Origin of the sequence: Winogradskyella wichelsiae, from assembly GCF_013403925.1 — a bacterium.
In the GTDB taxonomy this organism is placed as follows: Bacteria; Bacteroidota; Bacteroidia; order Flavobacteriales; family Flavobacteriaceae; genus Winogradskyella; species Winogradskyella wichelsiae.
Map to the genome: position 1 here is coordinate 80,192 of NZ_JABFDJ010000003.1, position 19,289 is coordinate 99,480.

Annotated in this window: 18 protein-coding genes; 7 read left to right on the forward strand and 11 right to left on the reverse strand. The window is 32.7% G+C overall.

Annotated elements, in window-relative coordinates; genetic code table 11:
* The 5 genes from HM985_RS07625 to HM985_RS07645 form a co-directional block, all read right to left on the reverse strand.
* Positions 1-2,553 (reverse strand): circularly permuted type 2 ATP-grasp protein, encoded by a 2,553-nt coding sequence (locus HM985_RS07625; protein WP_179375692.1) that lies wholly within the window; start codon positions 2,551-2,553, stop codon positions 1-3.
* Between the two features lie 19 nt (positions 2,554-2,572).
* A complete protein-coding gene (locus tag HM985_RS07630) occupies positions 2,573-5,905 on the reverse strand; it encodes a transglutaminase family protein (RefSeq protein WP_179375693.1) in 3,333 nt (1,110 codons plus the stop codon).
* A gap of 163 nt (positions 5,906-6,068) precedes the next feature.
* Positions 6,069-6,989, reverse strand: a complete 921-nt coding sequence (locus HM985_RS07635; protein ID WP_173589239.1) for a glutaminase — start codon at positions 6,987-6,989, stop codon at positions 6,069-6,071.
* A gap of 34 nt (positions 6,990-7,023) precedes the next feature.
* A complete protein-coding gene (locus HM985_RS07640; protein ID WP_179375694.1) occupies positions 7,024-7,923 on the reverse strand; it encodes an EamA family transporter in 900 nt (299 codons plus the stop codon).
* 71 nt (positions 7,924-7,994) lie between these two features.
* Positions 7,995-8,639 carry a thiamine phosphate synthase gene (locus HM985_RS07645; protein ID WP_179312972.1) on the reverse strand — a complete coding sequence of 215 codons (645 nt, stop codon included), beginning with the start codon at positions 8,637-8,639 and terminating at the stop codon, positions 7,995-7,997.
* Positions 8,640-8,802: 163 nt separating this feature from the next.
* On the opposite strand from HM985_RS07645, the gene HM985_RS07650 reads away from it, so the two are divergent.
* Entirely contained in the window at positions 8,803-9,663 is an 861-nt protein-coding gene (locus HM985_RS07650; RefSeq protein WP_179375695.1) for a hypothetical protein, read from the forward strand.
* 99 nt (positions 9,664-9,762) lie between these two features.
* On the opposite strand, the gene HM985_RS07655 is transcribed toward HM985_RS07650, so the two are convergent.
* The 6 genes from HM985_RS07655 to HM985_RS07680 form a co-directional block, all read right to left on the reverse strand.
* A complete protein-coding gene (locus HM985_RS07655; RefSeq protein WP_179375696.1) occupies positions 9,763-10,569 on the reverse strand; it encodes a type 1 glutamine amidotransferase domain-containing protein in 807 nt (268 codons plus the stop codon).
* A gap of 8 nt (positions 10,570-10,577) precedes the next feature.
* Positions 10,578-11,738: an iron-containing alcohol dehydrogenase gene (locus HM985_RS07660; RefSeq protein ID WP_179375697.1), complete on the reverse strand. Its 1,161-nt coding sequence runs from the start codon at positions 11,736-11,738 to the stop codon at positions 10,578-10,580.
* A gap of 98 nt (positions 11,739-11,836) precedes the next feature.
* Positions 11,837-12,835 carry an NADP-dependent oxidoreductase gene (locus tag HM985_RS07665; RefSeq protein WP_179375967.1) on the reverse strand — a complete coding sequence of 333 codons (999 nt, stop codon included), beginning with the start codon at positions 12,833-12,835 and terminating at the stop codon, positions 11,837-11,839.
* Between the two features lie 13 nt (positions 12,836-12,848).
* A complete protein-coding gene (locus tag HM985_RS07670) occupies positions 12,849-13,481 on the reverse strand; it encodes an NAD(P)H-dependent oxidoreductase (RefSeq protein WP_173589246.1) in 633 nt (210 codons plus the stop codon).
* A 15-nt stretch (positions 13,482-13,496) separates the two neighbouring features.
* Complete coding sequence (locus HM985_RS07675) at positions 13,497-14,162, reverse strand: NAD(P)H-binding protein (RefSeq protein ID WP_179375698.1); 666 nt, start codon at positions 14,160-14,162, stop codon at positions 13,497-13,499.
* A 1-nt stretch (position 14,163) separates the two neighbouring features.
* Positions 14,164-14,748 (reverse strand): TetR/AcrR family transcriptional regulator, encoded by a 585-nt coding sequence (locus tag HM985_RS07680; protein WP_179312977.1) that lies wholly within the window; start codon positions 14,746-14,748, stop codon positions 14,164-14,166.
* Positions 14,749-14,984: 236 nt separating this feature from the next.
* On the opposite strand from HM985_RS07680, the gene HM985_RS07685 reads away from it, so the two are divergent.
* From HM985_RS07685 to HM985_RS07710, 6 genes are all read left to right on the forward strand, one after another.
* Positions 14,985-15,185: a CsbD family protein gene (locus HM985_RS07685; RefSeq protein WP_179375699.1), complete on the forward strand. Its 201-nt coding sequence runs from the start codon at positions 14,985-14,987 to the stop codon at positions 15,183-15,185.
* A gap of 332 nt (positions 15,186-15,517) precedes the next feature.
* Positions 15,518-16,141: a MarC family protein gene (locus tag HM985_RS07690; RefSeq protein WP_179375700.1), complete on the forward strand. Its 624-nt coding sequence runs from the start codon at positions 15,518-15,520 to the stop codon at positions 16,139-16,141.
* A gap of 242 nt (positions 16,142-16,383) precedes the next feature.
* Positions 16,384-16,791, forward strand: a complete 408-nt coding sequence (gene mce / locus HM985_RS07695) for a methylmalonyl-CoA epimerase (RefSeq protein ID WP_179375701.1) — start codon at positions 16,384-16,386, stop codon at positions 16,789-16,791.
* A gap of 38 nt (positions 16,792-16,829) precedes the next feature.
* Positions 16,830-18,389 (forward strand): acyl-CoA carboxylase subunit beta, encoded by a 1,560-nt coding sequence (locus HM985_RS07700; RefSeq protein ID WP_179375702.1) that lies wholly within the window; start codon positions 16,830-16,832, stop codon positions 18,387-18,389.
* Entirely contained in the window at positions 18,389-18,748 is a 360-nt protein-coding gene (locus HM985_RS07705; protein WP_179375703.1) for an OadG family protein, read from the forward strand. Before HM985_RS07700 ends, HM985_RS07705 begins: the two co-directional genes overlap by 1 nt.
* 91 nt (positions 18,749-18,839) lie before the next feature.
* Positions 18,840-19,259, forward strand: a complete 420-nt coding sequence (locus HM985_RS07710; RefSeq protein WP_179375704.1) for a biotin/lipoyl-containing protein — start codon at positions 18,840-18,842, stop codon at positions 19,257-19,259.
* Positions 19,260-19,289: the final 30 nt, after the last annotated feature.

The window sequence follows — 19,289 nt, forward strand, 5'->3', positions numbered from 1 at the left end:
TTAATTTGTAATATTTCTGTTTACCAACTGCTTTTGTGGTTGAGAATGATTAAAATAAGTATCTGAAATAGACATGGATGTCGTGTGCAGCAACTCGCTTAAATCTGATAATAAATCATCAAGATTCTGGCGCATATTAGATTTTTGGTCTATTTCTAGCATATCTTCTAAATCTAAACTTTCCATTTTAGAAATAACAAGATTCATTTTTTCTTGACAAAGGGTGAGCTCAGCGTTTTTATTGGTAGCAGGTAATTTATCAATATCCTTTTTTAGTCGGTGTAATTGACAAGTTAAAGATCTTGAATATTCTTTATCTAGGATGATTAAATTTATGACGTTCTCTATACTTAAGTAAGAGTTGTAACTGTATCTATATATATTTAAACTTTCGTGACTGTTTAATAACGATTCTAAAATTTCATATTCTAACTCTTCATCATAATTTACGATAAGTAAGGCTCTAAATTTTTCGATATTCATAGCACTTGTTTCTATCTGTAATCCAATAAAATAGAGTAGAAGTCCTTGTCTAACTAAAATACTTTGCTCTGTAAGTGCCATAAAAGCAATGAGTCTGGTAATAATTTTATCGAAAAAACTAGTCAGTTTATAAACGGTATAATTTTCTTCTTTTTTTAAGTTTTTAATATGTTTTTCAATGCCGTCAAAAACACGCCACATATCTCTAGACCATAAATTACGAAGTGCATAATAAGAGAAATGGAAACTTTGCATGGATTGTGCAAAACTGCCTATTTTATTTTCGTCAATTATAATGTCTTTAATTTCATTTAATGGGTTTTTTAAAACGTCTTCATCTTCCGTCATAAACCCAGGAAAGGTAGAGGTGATTTTAGTAATAGATTGAAATAATATTTTTAAACTTTCAGATTCTGGTTTTCGGTCGTTGTATTGTGCGTGTGTCATTTGGCTCAATACCATTCTTAAATAGCGTGCCGTGATTAAAGCTCTTCCTATATATCTCCCGGACCAAAATAAATTTTCAGCAGTGCTGCTTGGTACATCGTTGATGTCTATTGATGGGCTAGAATTTGTTTTACTCCAAGAATAATTTTGAAGATTAGGCTGTGGTTTATCGTTAATAACCCAAAAATCTTTACTTGTGCCTCCGCGTTGGTTAGATACAAATAACTCTTCACGTTCTGGCGCTACTCTAACCAATCCACCAGGCATAACACTATAACCATCATCTTTTGCTATAGCAAATGTTCTGCATGAAATCTTACGTGGTTCTAGCAGGTTTTTAATATAATTAGGTGCTGTAGAGAAGGATATTTTTTCTTGCGCTACAAATTTGTAAGGATATTGTAAGATTTCTTTTTTAAGATTTTTAAGTGCTTTTTTATCTAAAAATTCACAGAAATAAATATGTTCTCTATGGGATTTGTCTATTCGTTTTACCACAAATGATGGTAAGTCTGCTAAAACATGTTTTCTTTCTTTTTCTTGTCCACACCACCAAGAGGCGATTTGAGGTAAGATTAATTCTTCGTCTAAAAAATATTTGCAAATATTTTCCATAAAAGGAATTAAAGCAGGGTTTTCTAAAATACCACTACCAATAGGGTTTATAATAGTTACATTTTGTAAACGAACAGCTTCGAGCAATCCTGCAACTCCTAAATAAGAATCTTCTCGTAACTCTAAGGGATCCATAAAGGTATCATCAATTCGTCTTAAAATAACATCAATTTGTTTTAGACCTTTTAGTGATTTTAACCAAACTTTTCCGTGTCTAACCACTAAATCATTCCCTTTAACTAATGGGTAGCCTAAGAAAGATGATAAATAAGAATGCTCAAAATAAGTTTCATTATGCGGTCCGGGGGTTAAAATCACAACCATTGGACTTTCAACATTTGTACATGCTGAATTTTGCAACAATGTATTAAAGTCGTTAAAAAAGTTAGAGGGTTGTGCTACGTTGATATCTGTATATAATTCTGGTATAATTTTGCTTGTAGAAAACCGATTCTCTAAAGCATATCCCATACCAGAAGGTGCTTGTGTTCTATCATTTACAACCCACAATCTTCCGTCAGGACCACGAGCTAAATCTGCCGCATAGATTGAAAGTTGTTTAGCGCTTTTATATTGTATCTGGTCGCAAGCACGTAAAAAACCACTATGTGCATAGATGGCTTCTGGTGGAATTATTCCATTTTTAAGTAACGCTCTGTTACCGTATAAATCTTTTAAAACAAGATTTAGAATTTCTGCTCTTTGCTGAATTCCTTTTTCTACTTGGTTCCATTCGTTTTGATGAATGATGTAAGGAACAATATTTAAATCCCAAGGACGGTTTAATCCATTTGGATCGTTATAAACATTATAAGTAACACCATTTTCTGCTAAAAGCCAATTGATTTCTGTTTGCTTTATCGCTAAGTTTTCAGGACCAATATTCAATATGTTTTTAGACAATGTTTTCCAATTGTCTTTAATACTCATTTTAGAAGTGAGTAGCTCATCATAACTTTTTGATGCTGAAAAATAATTTTCAAATAATGTCTTTGTTTTGGTCTTCATAGGATGAATATCCAATCTTTTATTTTTTACGTAAATCTAACGTATATGGGAATTCAAAATTAATAGGTAATTCTTTGTAAGTAAAACTTTTTGAACTATTATTTTTCTCAACCGATCTATTTGGACTTTCCGTTTCTTGATTAATGTTTTCTACCGGATTAATTTCACCTTGTGTATGACCAAATTCCCAAAAACGATTGATTCTTCTAGACTCAGCTTCAAAACTATTTATAGGATAAGCATCGTAAGATCTTCCGCCAGGATGTGCTACAAAATACGTACAACCACCAATAGATCGCTTATTCCAGGTATCTACAACATCAAAAACTAGAGGGGTATCTTCTGAAATGGTTGGGTGTAAAGCCGAATATGGATTCCATGCTTTATAACGAATACCTGCAACATATTCGCCGCGAACTCCTGTGTTTTTCAATTGTATTTTAACACCGTTACAAGTCAATACAAAGCGTTCATCTATAAAATTAGAAACTTTTACCTGTAATCTTTCAAGAGAAGAATCTACATATCTTGCCGTTCCGCCGCCAGTCATTTCTTCACCTAGAACATTCCAAGGTTCAATTCCTGCTCTTAATTCTAAATGAATATTGTTAATTTCAACCATACCATGCAGCGGAAATCTAAATTCGAAAAATGGATTAAACCAATCTTCTTCAAATTGATAACCTGCTTTATTTAATTGAGAAACAATGTCTTTAATATCTTCTCTTACATAATGTTCTATTAAGAATTTATCATGTAATTCGGTTCCCCAACGTACTAAATTATGTTCGTATGGTTTTTTCCAAAACCAAGACACTAAGGTTCTAACGAGCAACATTTGTACGAGACTCATTTTAGGGTGTGGTGGCATATCAAAACCACGTAATTCTAAAATCCCTAAACGTCCTGTTGAAGAATCTGGTGAGTATAATTTATCGATACAGAATTCTGCTCTATGCGTATTTCCTGTTAAATCGGTCAAAAGGTGCCTAAATAAACGGTCGGTTAACCAAAATGGAACTTCGCCATCTTTTGGGATTTGGCTAAAGGCAATTTCTAGTTCGTATAAACTATCTGTTCTAGCTTCATCTATTCTTGGTGCCTGACTTGTTGGCCCCACAAATGATCCTGAAAATAAATAACTTAAACCAGGATGGTGCTGCCAAAAGGTTAATAAACTTCTTAGTAAACTCGGTTGACGAAGTAGTGGACTATCAGCTGGACTTGTACCTCCTAAAGTAACGTGATTTCCACCTCCAGTTCCGGTATGTTTACCATCGAGCATAAATTTCTCAGTTCCTAAACGCGATAATTTGGCCTGCTCATAAAAAGTAAATGTATTATGACATAAATCTTTCCAATTGGTTACCGGATGCACATTAACTTCAATTACACCTGGATCTGGTGTGATTTTAAGTGACTCTAGTCTGTTATCTTTTGGCGGGTCGTAACCTTCCATAATAACAGGAACATCTAATTCTTTGGCTGTAAATTCAATCGCTGTAATTAAATCTAAGAAACTTTCTGCCGAATCTAAAGGCGGTAAGAATAAATAGAGTTTACCTTCTCTTACTTCTGCACAGATTGCTGTTCTTACAAAATAGTTAGGTTGGTTTGGGTCTAAACCGTTTTCAATATAATCTTGATGCCTTTTCTTTATGATATTTCTAAAACTTGGTAAACGTTTCTTTTTAGAAAATAGATCAGGTTCATAAGAAGGAAAAATTTCGTGCTCAGGTTTCTCTTGTAAAGAATTTAAAGGTAATCTTAATCCCATTGGCGAATTCCCGGGGGTTAGAAATAAATGTTGTCTTCTAAACGTCCATTCGCTTGTAAACCATTTTCCTTGTGTATTATTTAAAGGTAATAAATGCCCCACAGGCTCGGATGTTCCTCCTTCTAATATTTCCTTTAATTTATTTTTTACAAGTGTATTATCTCTGTCCTTGGTAGGGTCGATGTCTATAGGTAGGTTTCCGTGTTCCCATAAAAAGTAGAACGCATCTTCGAAACCAGGTAGAATATGCTGCGTAGAAACACCTAAATATTTGGTTAAGGTTTCTAAAAATAACTTATCTGTATGTTTAGGAATAACAATAGCATCTGCAAAAGTTTCTAAATATTTTTTATCAAACCAAATAGGTCTTCCATCTTTACGCCAACAAATTTCTATTTGCCATCTTGGTAAAGGTTCTCCAGGATACCATTTTCCTTGTGCATGATGAAAAACACCACGATGACCAAACTCTTCATATAACCGTTTAGATAAGTCTTTAGCTAGTTTTCTTTTGTATGGACCATCTGCAGCTGTGTTCCATTCAGGGGATTCTAAATCATCAATTGAAATAAACGTAGGTTCGCCTCCCATAGTTAAGCGAACATCGTTTTTTTGAAGTTGTTTTTCTACTTTATTCCCAAGCTTATCTATGGCTTTCCATTGTTCTTCTGTATAAGGTTTTGTAACCCTTGGTGATTCTAAAATTCGTTTTACAGAATTTTCAAAGAAAAATTCTGTTTCACAAACATCTGTCATACCTGAAACTGGAGCTGCACTTTCAAAAGAAGGCGTACAAGCCAATGGTATATGGCCTTCACCTGCTAATAACCCCGAAGTGGCATCAAAACCAATCCAACCAGCACCAGGCAGGTAAACTTCTGCCCAAGCGTGTAAATCTGTAAAATCTTCCTCAGGTCCTGAAGGTCCGTCTAAAGACTTTTCATCAGATTTTAATTGTACTAAATAACCAGAAACAAAACGCGCCCCAAAACCTAAATGACGTAAGGTTTGTACAAATAACCAAGCATAATCTCTACAAGATCCTTTTTGGGTATCAAGCGTTTCTTCACAGGTTTGAACACCAGGATCCATTCGGATATTATAATTTAGATATTCATAAATTTTCTGATTGATATCTATTAGAAAATAGATCGTTTTCCTCGGTGTATAATCTAAGGTTTTTAAAAAGCCTTCTAATAATTTGCCTTTATCTGTGATTTCTAAATACGGTTGTAATTCTTTCTTAACAGTATCGGTATATACAAAAGGATATTCTTCTGCATACTCTTCAATAAAAAAATCAAAAGGGTTTATGGTTTTTAAATCTGCAATAATTTCTACGTCTACAGACAATTCATCTGTTTTCTCAGGAAATACCAAACGTGCCACGTAATTACCAAATGGATCTTGTTGCCAGTTAAAAAACTGATCTTCTGGTGTTATTTTAATCGAATAAGATTCTATTGGTGTTCTAGAGTGAGGTGCTGGTCTTAATCTAAAAACATGTGGTGACAATGAAACTTTACGATCGTATTTGTAGGTCGTTTTGTGAGATATTACAATTTTTAATGCCATATAAGAAGTATAAGGTTTTAGTAACGAAAGGTTGAAAGTGACCTATCTCTTTGCAAAATAAGATATTTTACCTGAAAATGATATTGTAGTAAAGTGTTTGTTAAATTTTTATGAATTAATATAAAGAAAAGCAAAAATGATTTTAAAACCATAATTTAAAGGATTAAAAAATACTCAATTCAGAATATGTTGTGACATCTTCAAGCAGTTCCATACCTTTAAAAGAATTGCCGTGTTTGTTTAGTTTAGGGCTCCACACAGCTATTGTGTAATTATTAGGATATAACGCTACAATACCACCACCAACACCACTTTTTCCAGGTAAACCAACTCTAAAAGCAAATTCACCCGACTCGTCATAAAAACCACAAGTTAACATTAAAGCATTAATACGTTTTGATTTCGTTTTAGATATTATTTTTTTATCATCACTAATTTTACGACCATTATTTGCTAAAAAAGTAAAAGTCTGCGAAAGCTGCTGACAAGTCATTTCTAAAGAACAGATATCAAAATAAAAATCTAAGACTTCAGCAGGGTCATTTTCAATATTACCTAAGGCTTTAATAAAATTACAAAGCGCTACATTTCTAAAGCCTGTTCTTTTTTCTGAATCGGCAATCTTATCAGAGTAGGTGAGTGTTGGAATATCACTTAAATCTCTTACAAAATCTAAAAATTCTTCTTTTGCATTTTTTAAATGTGAAATTAAAACATCGCAAATGACTATAGCACCAGAATTTACAAACGGATTACGAGGAATCCCCCCATAGGTTTCAAGCAATAAAAGGGAATCGAATTTAGTTCCTGAAGGTTCTACATCAATACGTTTCCATAAATCTTCACCTACAATTTTATACGCTAACGTTAAGGATAATACTTTAACGATACTCTGTATTGAAAATTTTTCGAGATGATTACCAATTCCAAAATTAGTCCCGTCAATTTTAGTAACATGCACACCAAACATATCAGGATCTACATTAGCTAATTCAGGGATGTAAGTTGCTACTTTTCCTTCATCTTTAATCAGACTTATTTTCTTATATGCTTTCTCAATGATGATTGTAAAATCTGATCCCATGTATAGTGCTTTGTTAAAATTATTGATCTATTTTTTATGAATACAAAATTAAGCCTACACCGATCATAATACCTATTAGAGGCACTAATTTTTTTCGTTTGTTTTGTTCTTTAAAAACAAGACCTCCAACAACTACTGCTATTAGTATTTGGCTTCGTTTTATAGCAGACAACAACATAATTAATGCATCAGGATCCTGAAGTGCTTTAAAATAGAAGTAATCGGCCGCTTGTAATAAAATACCAACGGCTATTATAGACCATCTAAATTTAAAAGCTTTACGTTTTTCGGCATGCGGAAACCAAGTTATGGTTAATATAATTAATAGAATTAGAATGGTATATAAACAAAACCAAAACTGTAAGGTTTGCGGATTTAAGGTCAGATTCTGAATTAAAAATTTATCGTATAATCCACTAGAAGCCCCTAAAAAAGTCGCGCCAATAATAGCAAAGATCCATTTATTACGCTTAAAGTTAATCCCTTCTTTTTTCCCGATTTTAGAATAGAGAATAACCGAGAAGATAATGAGGAAAAAACCAATCCATTGTAAAAAATTAGGACGTTCTTGATAAATTAAAATGGCGCCAATAAAGGTAAAAAACGGACCTGCCGATCGTATTGGGGTTACAATGGTAATCGGTAAATGCTTAAGCGCTTGGTAGGCAAGAATCCAAGAACTCGCCATGATTATTGATTTTATAAAAATATAACCATGCGTTTGCCAAGGGATTTTCTGAAAATTATAACCGTTTGATAAGGCATATTCTGGAAAATACAAAGACAATACATAGAAACTCGCTACAAATAGAAACCCACTAGAAACGGTACCTAAAAGTACAGGGAATACTTCATTTCCTTGTACAGCATGTTTTTTACATAAGTTATGTAGTCCTAGAAAAAGTGCGGCTAATAAGCCTAAATACATCCACATATTTATTGTGATTAGTGATTCGTTATTTGTGAATGGTGATTTGCTGGTTGTTTAGGTATTTGCTTAAGTACTTATTCAAAAGTATGGCGTTGTTCTGCTGTAACAGATGCTTTTAGTAAATGATTAAAGACTTTAATACTATCAAAATTTTGCGTGATGGCTTGGTCTACAGCAATTCCTGAAAGGCCAGATTCTAAGAGGTCAGTCACATCATCTGTGGTAATATTTCCAAAACCAAGTATTGGGATTTCTGTATTTAAAATAGCTGTGATGGCTTCGTAATCTTTTAGTCCTAGCTCAGGAATATCAGTTTTGCTAGTTGTTGAAGATTTAAAAGGCCCTAAACAGATATAATCTACTTTTTTAGTGATTAAGGTTTCACAATCTTGAAGATTATGCGCTGCACTTCCTATAATTTGCCAAGTGTGTAAATGTTTTCTAACTTCAGTAGGGCAGACGTCAGTTGTTTCCAAATAAACACCTTCCGCTTTAACTTCTTTTGCTATTTTGTAATTTTTACTGATAACCAATCGGGTTTGAAAATGGAATGTAATTTCTCTAGCAGATTTAGCGACTTCCAATAGTTGGTCTTCAGATAGATTTTGTAAATTTAGTTGCACTAATTCTACGCCAGAGGTACAAGCACTTTGTATGTTTTGTAAATGTTCTTCAGGTGTATTTCCTTCAGATATATAATGTAGTTTAGATACGATCATGTTTTTAATTAAGGTTATGATGTTGCAACAAGCATGCAAAAATACAAATGTTTAGTGGAGTGTATGCTAATCATAGGAATGTTACATAAGTTTTATTTAAATATATTTTAATAATTCCTATGTATTAAAAATTCAACATATCTTTAATTTTATAAATTACGATATGATGAAAGCCTTATTTATAATTATGACACTTATTTCTTCAAACCTATATGCACAGAATGATCAAATTTCGGGATCCTATGCTCAAAGCAGCGGTAACCCCGAAGGCGGTAGCACCTTTATTGTTCTACCCAACCAAACTTTTATAGTGGCTTATTTTGGTGGAGCAAGAAAAGGAACTTGGAAACTGAAAGCAGATGGTATTTATGAATTTACGTATCATGCCGAAGCGAAGTTTGTGCTATATGGACGTTTTAATTCAGAGCTTAAAGATTCTGTAAATGTTAGTATAGGTGTAGATTCACGAGAAGATTTAGCCGTTCGTTTTAATAAAATAAGTGAAGAATCTTTTACACCAATATTTAATAAAAATGCAAATTGTTTCAGCTATCCTTACTATTATAAGCAAAAGGGAAAATTGAATACTTTAGAAGTAAGTGTACCAAAAGAAGACCATTATTATGACGATGAGCCAACGGATAGTGTAAGTGTATACAGTTTTAAGATCGAAGAAAATTACAATGATTTTATTTTGGCTGGTTTATCAGAAAACTATTCTCAAGCCGGTTCATTTATTGCGAAATACCATGACGGTGTTTTGTTGTTAGATGAATATACAAAGCTTAGAAAAGGTAAAAATTATGAAGATTTAAGTGAAGAAACTTTAAATTTTGCCAAAACGTATACCGAAACAGAAATCTTACCTCAAAAATTAGAATATGGTAATGAGTTTTTTCCATATTATGAATATCCTAATGAAAATGAGTTAAAACCATTTTATAAAATTGCTTCAGAAGTAAAAGATTTAAAAGGCATTACATTCACTGAAAACAGTTTATTTATTGCTACATGTGATGATTAAACACAACTGATTTTAATTACTAACTAAACAAATAAAAGCCTGTAAACATAATGTTATACAGGCTTTTTGTTATTAATTAGGGTAATTAATCTTGAGAGATTATTTTAGTGCTTCCAATAATTTTTCAGCAACAAGTTCAGAAGATGCAGGGTTTTGTCCTGTAATTAAGTTTCCGTCTTGTACAGCGTAAGGTGCCCAATTCTCTTTATTAGAATACATCGCTCCGTTTTCAATAAGCATATCTTCTAATAAAAGAGGTACAACTTCTGTTAAACCAACTGCAGCTTCTTCTTTGTTAGAAAAACCGGTTATTTTTTTACCTTTAACTAAAGCTGTTCCATCTGCATTTTTAACATCTTTTAAAACAGCAGGGGCGTGACAAACAAAAGCAATTGGTTTTTCTTGACGGTCAAACTTCTCAATTAACGCTACAGAATTAGCATCGTTAGTTAAATCCCATAATGGTCCGTGACCTCCTGGGTAAAATACCGCATCAAAATCATCAGCATTTATATCTGCTAATACTTTTGTGTTTGCTATTTTTTGTTTTGCCTCATCATCTTTATTGTAACGTTCTGTTGCTGCTGTTGCAGCATCAGGACCATCACTACTTGGGTCTATTGGTGCTGCACCACCTTTTGGTGTTGCAATAGTTATGTTTGCACCTTTATCTAATAAGGTGTAATATGGACTAGCGAATTCTTCAACCCAAAATCCTGTTTTTTTCCCGGTGTCTCCTAATTGATCGTGAGACGTTAATACAAATAATACGTTCATTGTATGTTGTTTTTTAAATTCTTTTATAGCTTCTGAAACGTTTTCAGAAGGTGATTCTTTTTGTGCGTTATTACAACTGAAAGCTGTTATACTGATAAGTACAAAAGCCATGGTTTTTATTAATTTCATTTCTAAAATTAATAAGCCATTTTAACAATTTTCTCTACACGGTCTGGTGATAAGGTTTTGTGCTCTCCTAATCCCATCCATTTACGTTCTACAAAACGTTTTGAAATTTCTTCAGCAGTCCCCTCATAATCTTTAGTGTAATCTGAAAGTTTAGTATCAATTCCTAATTCATGGAAAAATGCTTCCGTTCTATCAATGGCAGCATAAGCTTTGTCATTAGTAGTTCCTTCTGTAATATTCCAAACACGCTCAGCGTACTGTGCTAATTTTTCTTTTTTATCTTCAAAATTATATTTGTAATGGCTTGGTGCAATTACCGCTAAGGTACGTGCATGATCAATTCCGAATAAGGCTGTTAACTCATGACCAATAGCATGAACGGCCCAATCTCCAGGAACACCTTGTTGAATTAATCCATTTAAAGCCATAGTACAACTCCACATAAAGTTAGAAGCGGCTTTATAATCTGTAGGATCTTTCAATACTTTTGGTGCGATTTCGATTAAGGTTTGCAAAATACTTTCAGCAAAACGATCTTGCAATAAAGCGCCAATAGGATAGGTCATATATTGCTCTAAAACGTGTGTAAAAGCATCCGTGATTCCGTTTGCCAATTGACGTTGCGGAATAGAAGTAATGACTTGTGGATCTAAAATAGAAAACTGAGGAAACAAACCAGGACCTCCCATAGCTAGTTTTTCTTTAGTTTCAGCTCTTGTAATAACAGAACCAGAATTCATCTCAGAACCTGTTGCTGGTAAAGTTAATACCGTACCAAAAGGCATTCCTTTTGTCGTTCTAATATTTTGGGTTAAAATATCCCAAGGTGTATCTCCTTCATATAAAGCAGCAGCAGATAAAAATTTAGTACCATCAATTACAGATCCACCACCAACAGCTAGTAAATAGGTGATATTTTCGTCTTTAATTACTTTTAGAGCTTCCATTAATTTAGAATACTCTGGGTTAGCAGGAATACCTCCAAACTCAACAACATCTACTTTTGCTAAAGCTGTTTTTACTTGATCGTAAATACCATTTTTTTTAATGCTTCCGCCTCCATAAAGTAATAGGACTTTTGCATCTTTAGGAATTTCGTTTTCTAGTTTTTCTATCGTGTCCTTACCAAATATGATTTTGGTAGGGTTTTTAAATTCAAAATTATTCATTTTCTTTTCTTTTTTTTATTTTGTATAATCCATTCTAAAATGCTCTCTAGTGAACAATTCTAGGAATGAAACTATTAGGACTAGTTGTCATTTGATTTTTAAATCTTAACAACCATTTTACCTTTATTCTTACCATCAAATAAGTCTATAAAAGCTTGAGGAATGTTATCAAAACCTTCAACTACAGTTTCAGAATAGGTTAATTTATCTTCAGCTAACCAAGTTGCTAATTGTTTAATCGCTTCTGGAAATTTAGCTGCATAATTAGAAACGATAAAACCTTGCATTAAAGCACTGTTTTTTACTAAAAATGGTTGTACACTTAAGCTTTTTGGTGCTTCTGTACTGTTGTAAACTGAAATTGCACCACAAATAATGATTCTTGCTAATTGGTTAATATTCACTAAAACACCATCCGAAATTGGTCCTCCAACATTATCGAAATAAACATCTACACCGTTTGGTGCTGCTTTAGCAATAGCTTCTTGCATGTTTTCAGTCGTGTTGTAATTGATCCCTTCATCAAAACCAAATTTTGATTTTAATAGCTCTACTTTTTCATCAGAACCCGCAATACCAATCACTCTTAATCCTAGTATTTTTCCGATTTGTCCAACCACAGAACCAACGGCTCCAGCAGCACCAGAAACGACTAAAGTTTCTCCTTTTTTAGGTTTTCCTATTTCTGTTAAGCCACAATACGCGGTTAAACCAGTCATACCTAAAATCCCTAAATAAGCACTTAATGGCGCTTTAGATGGATCTACCTTATTAAGTCCTTCGCCATTTGAAACTTGTTTTGTTTGCCAGTTTAACATACCAGAAACATAGTCTCCTTCTGTAAATTTTTCATTTTTTGAACTGATCACTTTAGCGATAACGCCAGAATGTACAGGTTCGTTAAGTTTAAAAGGTGGTACGTACGATTTTGCATCGCTCATTCTTCCTCTTAAATAAGGATCTACAGAAACATAAGTGGTTTCTAAAAGTAGTTCTCCATCTTTAATTGATAATTCTGAATCATCTTTTGTAAATTCAAAATTAGATATTGATGGTTTTCCTTGAGGTCTATTTTTTAATAATATAGTCTTTGTCATCATGTTTTATTTTTTATTTCATTACAGTTACTAACTCTTCCATAGGTTTTCTCACCTTAACAAGATTTACTAACCAATCTTCATTTTCTTTTCTATAACCAATTGGCATTAAAACGGCACTGCGTAATCCTTTTTCTCGTAATCCAAGAATTTTATCTACAGCATCTGGGTCAAATCCTTCAATTGGTGTCGCATCAACACCTTCAAAAGCAGCAGCAGTTAAAGCTTGAGAAAAAGCGATATAGGCTTGTTTAGCAGCGTGATTAAAATTCTCTTCTGCATCTTTTTGAGGATAAGAATTTAATAACATTTGTCTGTAGTCTTCCCAACCTTGATTTTTAAAACCACGAATATCATTTGTTAAATCGAACATATGATTAATGCGTTCTGGTGTATAAGTGTCCCAAGCTGCAAAAACGAGTAGGTGAGAGCAGTCTGTAATTACCGATTGGTTCCAAGCTACTGGTCTAATTTGTTCTTTTAAGTCTTTATTTTCAACTACGATGATTTCGAAAGGTTGTAAACCACTTGATGTTGGTGCTAAGCGTGCGGCTTCTAAAATGTTATGTAATTTTTCTTCAGGAACAGTTTCACCATTCATTGCTTTAGCTGCGTAACGCCATTTTAATTTATCTAATAATTCCATAGTTTTTCTTTTTTATTAATTGTTTCCTATTGTGTTAATTTTGTCTGAAGCAATAATGGCTTCTATTTGTTTATTTGTATTTGCTATTGTAATCATCGCTGTGGCAATTGTTGCTGCATTTACGACTTTATATTTTTGTAGAGGCCCTATAAATAAAGGTTGAATGATTTTGAAAATCTTTAATCCTAAATTTTCAAGCGATCTAGATTCTTCTCGATTACCTCCAATTAAAGATGGTCTGAAGATATAAGTGTTAGCTATTTTTACTGCTAATACATCTTGCTCCATTTCTCCTTTAGTTTTGTTATAAAAGACACTGCTCTTTTTATTCGCACCCATTGCAGAGACTACCAAAAAGGTGTTGATGCCATTAGCTTTTGCTAATTTTGAAGCTGCAACAGGAATACCATAATCAATTCTTTTATACATCACCTTATCTGGTGTTTTTGATTTTGTAGTACCTATACAACAGTATATTTCATCCGCTATAAAGTCGGTTTTAAATTGTTCTAATTCTAGTAAGTTTCCTGTAAACTGTTGTACTTTATTTTGAGGCAAACTTTCAATTCTAGATCTCGAAAATAATTTGATGGTCTCGTAACGTTCATCAGCAATTAACTTTTGAAGCACATGAGAACCTGTTAAGCCTGAAGCTCCTAAGAGGATAGCTGTTTTTTTCATATTACTTATTCACTTTAATACTATCCCAAGCCGCTTGATAAGCCTCTTGTATATGAGATTCGTTCAATTGAAATGCACCTCTTTTTTGAGTAATCATTAAAAATGATAGAGGATTAATGGCATAGGCGTACAAAATAAAATCAGATAGAGGTTTTACTAAACCTTCTTTTTTGCCGCGTTGCCAAAGATCGAGTAGGGGTTGTAGGTGTTTTATACCTTCAATTCTACTGGGTTCATCTATCATTGGTGTATTATCACATTGGGCTAAAAACATAGCGTGTTCGCACTCTTTTAATTTAAAATCTGCTATGCGTTTCCAAATCAATTCAAAACCATCTTCAACGGACATATTTTCTTCGTAAGTTGCAAAAGCATAATTGGTATATTCTGCTTTAACTTCGATATAAGTTTGATTAACTAAATCTTGTTTGTTTTCAAAATAGAGATAAATTGTTGCAGGCGATACTTTTGCCATTTTTGCAATTTTACTCATTGGCGTAGCGTGAAATCCATTGTTATTGACCAACTCTATAGTTGCTTTAACTAATGCGTTTCTTTTGTCTATACTTTTTTGAAGTTTTGCCATGATAATTTTAATTCTGGTACAAATGTAACTAAAAATGAACGTTCATTCTTTTTTTTAACAAAGGTTTATGTTTAGTTTTATAAATAAATTATTATCTACTATTAACAAGGATAACAATGTTTAGTGAAACGAGTCAACTAATAAATGAATAGAGCTAAAACACCTTTACAAAGCCTATTATCTTTACATCATAGCGAATCACAAGGATTTGCATTAACTACAAAAACTCAAGAATTATGTCAAAAGCATGGGAAGATAAAGCAAAAGGAAATTGGAATATTGCTAAAGGAAAAATTAAGCAAAAATGGGGTGAACTCACTGATGACGATTTAGATTATGCCGAAGGAAAGGAAGATGAATTGATAGGACGTATTCAAAAACGTACAGGTGAAACCAAAGAGAATGTCAATAAATTTCTGAATGATATCAGTTATTAATTACCTTGAATAACAATAAATTAAAATCCCGCTTTAGCGGGATTTTTTTATTACTAATAATGTATAAATTATATGAGATAAATTAGTTAAATATATTTTAAATAAATATAAATTAGCACTTTTATTTTTCAATGTAGCTAACATTTATATTTTATTGAAAGTCAGTAATTATGGGGCTAATTTTAATGATTAAAGTTTTACCTTTTTTTTAAACTATTTGATCACTTTGATCACTTGATCTAGTCAAGAACTCTTTTTTTAACCAAAAATCAAATGACTTTAAAAATAATGAAGTAATTTGATCATTTTAAAATTTTAAAATCCAACGATTAATGGATAATCTTATTACTTTTTCGATAACTGTGTTTACAGGCTTTTTTGCCATTACCAACCCGATATCAAACATGACGGTCTTCCTATCTTTAACGCAAGGTGAAGATAGAGCAACCAAACAGGATATCAATAAAAGAGCTAACATCATTGCCTTTATTATTGTAACTGTATTTATTTTATTAGGTAAGTATATTTTTGAATTATTTAATATTAGTATTCCTGCATTTAAAATTACTGGAGGTATTTTAATCTTCTATATTGGTTTTGAAATGCTACAATCTAAAAAATCGAATGTAAAGAACTTAAAAAATGTTGATGAAGATGAAAACATTGCAGTTTCACCATTAGCTATTCCTATTTTAGCGGGTCCAGGGACTATTGTAACAGCTATGAATTTTGTCTCTAGCGGAAGCGCTTTACAAATATTTTTAGTGATTGCTATTTTCGGATTTATGAGCCTGTTAACTTATGTTACTTTTAGTTTAAGTGATTTTATTGTTGGTATAGTTGGTAATAATGTAATCTCAGTAATTGGAAAAATAATGGGTTTAATTATTGCTATCATCGGAACAGGAATGATTATACAAGGGATTAAAATTTCGTTTAACTTAATAACACAATAAGTTTAAAATAATAACACATTATAATTACTACTGCAATTTGTTAGTAGTGTAAAAGATTTAAAGAGGATCGTTATTATAACGATCCTCTTTTTTGTTTTTATAAGATTAATTCATATTTCCAGATTATAAATCATAATTTTTTGAAGGTATGATAAAAAAAACAATGTTATTTCATTATATGATATCTGTCATATTATAAAAACCTACTGTAAACTAAATTTGTTGAAATAAAATATCTTATTATGAATATTTCACATATAGAGCACTTAGGTATCGCAGTTGAAAATTTAGAAGAATCTATTAAATACTATGAAACCGTTTTAGGCTTAAAATGTTATTCTATAGAAGAGGTTGTCGATCAGAAAGTGAAGACAGCCTTTTTTTTGGTAGGTAACACAAAAATAGAATTATTAGAAAGCACATCGCCAGATGGACCAATAGGTAAATTTATCTCAAAAAAAGGACAAGGTATTCACCACATTGCTTTTGCTGTAGATAATGCTACTGAAGCTTTAAAAACCGTAGAAGAAAGAGGAGTCAGACTAATCGATAAAGAATCGAGAAAGGGGGCTGAAGGTTTAGATATCGGTTTTCTTCATCCTAAATCTACTTTAGGGGTACTCACCGAACTTTGTTCAAAAAGAAACTAATATCAAATCATAGCATATATAAGTAATACACAATTTTTATGGCAAATCAAGATAAAATTAACGAGCTTATAGAAAAAAGAGTCCAAGCTAAATTAGGAGGTGGAGAGAAACGTATCGATTCTCAACATGCTAAAGGTAAACTCACCGCTCGTGAACGTATAGATATACTTTTAGATGATGATAGTTTTGAAGAGTTTGACATGTTTGTGACACATAGAACAAAATCTTTTGGATTAGACAAGCAAATTTATCTTTCAGATGGCGTTGTTACTGGGCATGGAACCATTGATGGAAGAATTGTCTATCTATTCGCTCAAGATTTCACAGTTTTCGGCGGATCATTATCTGAAACTTATGCTTTAAAGATTTGTAAAGTTATGGATATGGCCATGAAAATTGGAGTGCCTTTAATAGGGTTAAATGATTCTGGTGGAGCACGTATTCAAGAAGGGGTAAGATCTTTAGCGGGTTATGCCGAAATTTTTCAACGTAACATTATGGCTTCAGGTGTTATTCCTCAAATTTCTTCCATACTAGGTCCTTGTGCTGGTGGAGCGGTTTACTCACCTGCACTAACAGATTTTACAATTATGACAGAAGGAACAAGCTACATGTTTGTTACAGGGCCTAAAGTGGTAAAATCGGTAACAGGCGAGGTGGTTACAGCAGAGCAATTAGGTGGAGCTAAAATTCATTCTACCCGTTCTGGTGTTTCTCATTTCTTAGCAGAAAGTGACGAAGAAAACTTACTTCTTATCCGTAAGTTACTAAGTTATATGCCTGCAAATAACCTTGAGGAAGCGCCAATTATACAGTGTAACGATCCGATAGACCGATTAGAAGATGCCTTAAATGATATTATTCCTGAAAACCCAAATCAACCTTATGATATTGTTGATGTTATTTCAATTCTTGCAGATAACGGTGAGTTTACAGAAGTCCATAGAAATTATGCCCGAAATATCTGTGTTGGTTTTGCACGATTTAACGGTCGTCCAGTTGGTATTGTTGCCAATCAACCCAAATATTATGCAGGTGTTTTAGATATTGATGCTTCAAGAAAAGCAGCACGATTTGTTCGTTTCTGTGATGCTTTTAATATTCCTATTGTAACGCTTGTAGATGTACCAGGTTTCTTACCGGGCACGGGGCAAGAATATGGAGGAATCATTCTACACGGTGCAAAATTACTATTTGCTTATGGTGAAGCTACAGTGCCTAAAGTAACGATTACACTACGTAAATCTTATGGTGGTGCTCATGATGTTATGAGTTGTAAACAATTAAGAGGTGATTTAAACTACGCATGGCCAACTGCAGAAATTGCGGTAATGGGAGCAAAGGGTGCTGTAGAAGTTTTAGAAGGTTCTAATATTAGAAAAATTGAAGACGACACAGAAAAAGAAGATTACATTCAGAAAAAGGAAGATGAATACACACATAAGTTTGCAAACCCTTATCAGGCTGCTAAATATGGATTTATTGATGACGTTATTGAGCCTAGAAATACTCGATTCAGAATAATTAGAGCTATAGAGCTACTTCAAAATAAAAAAGATGTAAATCCACCTAAAAAACACTCAAACATCCCATTATAATGATACAGATTCTATTAAATACAGATCCTATAAGTGAAGGTTATGTTATACTAATTACAGGGCTTCTAATTGTTTTTGGTGCATTAGTTACACTAGCACTTTTCTTTAATTACGGTTTGCCGGTGATGCTTTATTTATATAAAATAATCACGAAAGGAAAAGATAAAAAAATCAGTGAAATTAAAGTTAAAGACAATAGCGATTTTACAGGTGAAATTTCAGCAGTAATTGGTGCTTCAATTCATATGTATATGAGCGAACAACACGATCATGAAAGTGGCATACTAACTATAAAACAAGTTAAAAAAGCTTATTCACCGTGGAGTTCAAAAATTTACGGCATTCAAAATAGATTATAAATATAAAACAAGCATGCTAAAAGTTAATCGCTAAGAAAGATGATGAATAGCTAACAGCATGTGTCTGTTAAAAAGCAATAAATTAAACCACATGAAAACTTATAAATTTAAAGTCAACGAAAACGGCTATACGGTTAATATAAAATCACATGAAGACAATGTTATTAATTTAGAGGTAAATGGTACCTCTTATGATGTGGTACTAAAGGCAGATGTAAAAACGACTAAAACACCAACTTTAATTCGATCTGCTTCAAAACAACCTGCTGTACCTTTAAAGGTTAATCCAAAATCTGCAACTACTAAAATTGTAGCACCAATACCAGGTGTTATTCTATCGATTAATGTAAAAATCGGGGATATTATAAAAGAAAATGATCAATTATTAGTTTTAGAAGCCATGAAAATGGAAAATAATATCGTAGCAGAAAAAGCTGGGACTGTAACAGCCATACAAGTAACTGTAGGGCAACAAGTATTACAAGATGCAGTAATGATTGAGCTAGAATAGAATGCTATATTCTACTTGACTCAATTATAA

Excerpts from the sequence above, each read along its gene's own strand:
- HM985_RS07625 (WP_179375692.1), bottom strand. The coding sequence starts at position 2,553 with ATGAAGACCAAAACAAAGACATTATTTGAAAATTATTTTTCAGCATCA.
- HM985_RS07630 (WP_179375693.1), bottom strand. The coding sequence starts at position 5,905 with ATGGCATTAAAAATTGTAATATCTCACAAAACGACCTACAAATACGAT.
- HM985_RS07635 (WP_173589239.1), bottom strand. The coding sequence starts at position 6,989 with ATGGGATCAGATTTTACAATCATCATTGAGAAAGCATATAAGAAAATA.
- HM985_RS07640 (WP_179375694.1), bottom strand. The coding sequence starts at position 7,923 with ATGTGGATGTATTTAGGCTTATTAGCCGCACTTTTTCTAGGACTACAT.
- HM985_RS07645 (WP_179312972.1), bottom strand. The coding sequence starts at position 8,639 with ATGATCGTATCTAAACTACATTATATATCTGAAGGAAATACACCTGAA.
- HM985_RS07650 (WP_179375695.1), top strand. The coding sequence starts at position 8,803 with ATGATGAAAGCCTTATTTATAATTATGACACTTATTTCTTCAAACCTA.
- HM985_RS07655 (WP_179375696.1), bottom strand. The coding sequence starts at position 10,569 with ATGAAATTAATAAAAACCATGGCTTTTGTACTTATCAGTATAACAGCT.
- HM985_RS07660 (WP_179375697.1), bottom strand. The coding sequence starts at position 11,738 with ATGAATAATTTTGAATTTAAAAACCCTACCAAAATCATATTTGGTAAG.
- HM985_RS07665 (WP_179375967.1), bottom strand. The coding sequence starts at position 12,835 with ATGACAAAGACTATATTATTAAAAAATAGACCTCAAGGAAAACCATCA.
- HM985_RS07670 (WP_173589246.1), bottom strand. The coding sequence starts at position 13,481 with ATGGAATTATTAGATAAATTAAAATGGCGTTACGCAGCTAAAGCAATG.
- HM985_RS07675 (WP_179375698.1), bottom strand. The coding sequence starts at position 14,162 with ATGAAAAAAACAGCTATCCTCTTAGGAGCTTCAGGCTTAACAGGTTCT.
- HM985_RS07680 (WP_179312977.1), bottom strand. The coding sequence starts at position 14,748 with ATGGCAAAACTTCAAAAAAGTATAGACAAAAGAAACGCATTAGTTAAA.
- HM985_RS07685 (WP_179375699.1), top strand. The coding sequence starts at position 14,985 with ATGTCAAAAGCATGGGAAGATAAAGCAAAAGGAAATTGGAATATTGCT.
- HM985_RS07690 (WP_179375700.1), top strand. The coding sequence starts at position 15,518 with ATGGATAATCTTATTACTTTTTCGATAACTGTGTTTACAGGCTTTTTT.
- mce (WP_179375701.1), top strand. The coding sequence starts at position 16,384 with ATGAATATTTCACATATAGAGCACTTAGGTATCGCAGTTGAAAATTTA.
- HM985_RS07700 (WP_179375702.1), top strand. The coding sequence starts at position 16,830 with ATGGCAAATCAAGATAAAATTAACGAGCTTATAGAAAAAAGAGTCCAA.
- HM985_RS07705 (WP_179375703.1), top strand. The coding sequence starts at position 18,389 with ATGATACAGATTCTATTAAATACAGATCCTATAAGTGAAGGTTATGTT.
- HM985_RS07710 (WP_179375704.1), top strand. The coding sequence starts at position 18,840 with ATGAAAACTTATAAATTTAAAGTCAACGAAAACGGCTATACGGTTAAT.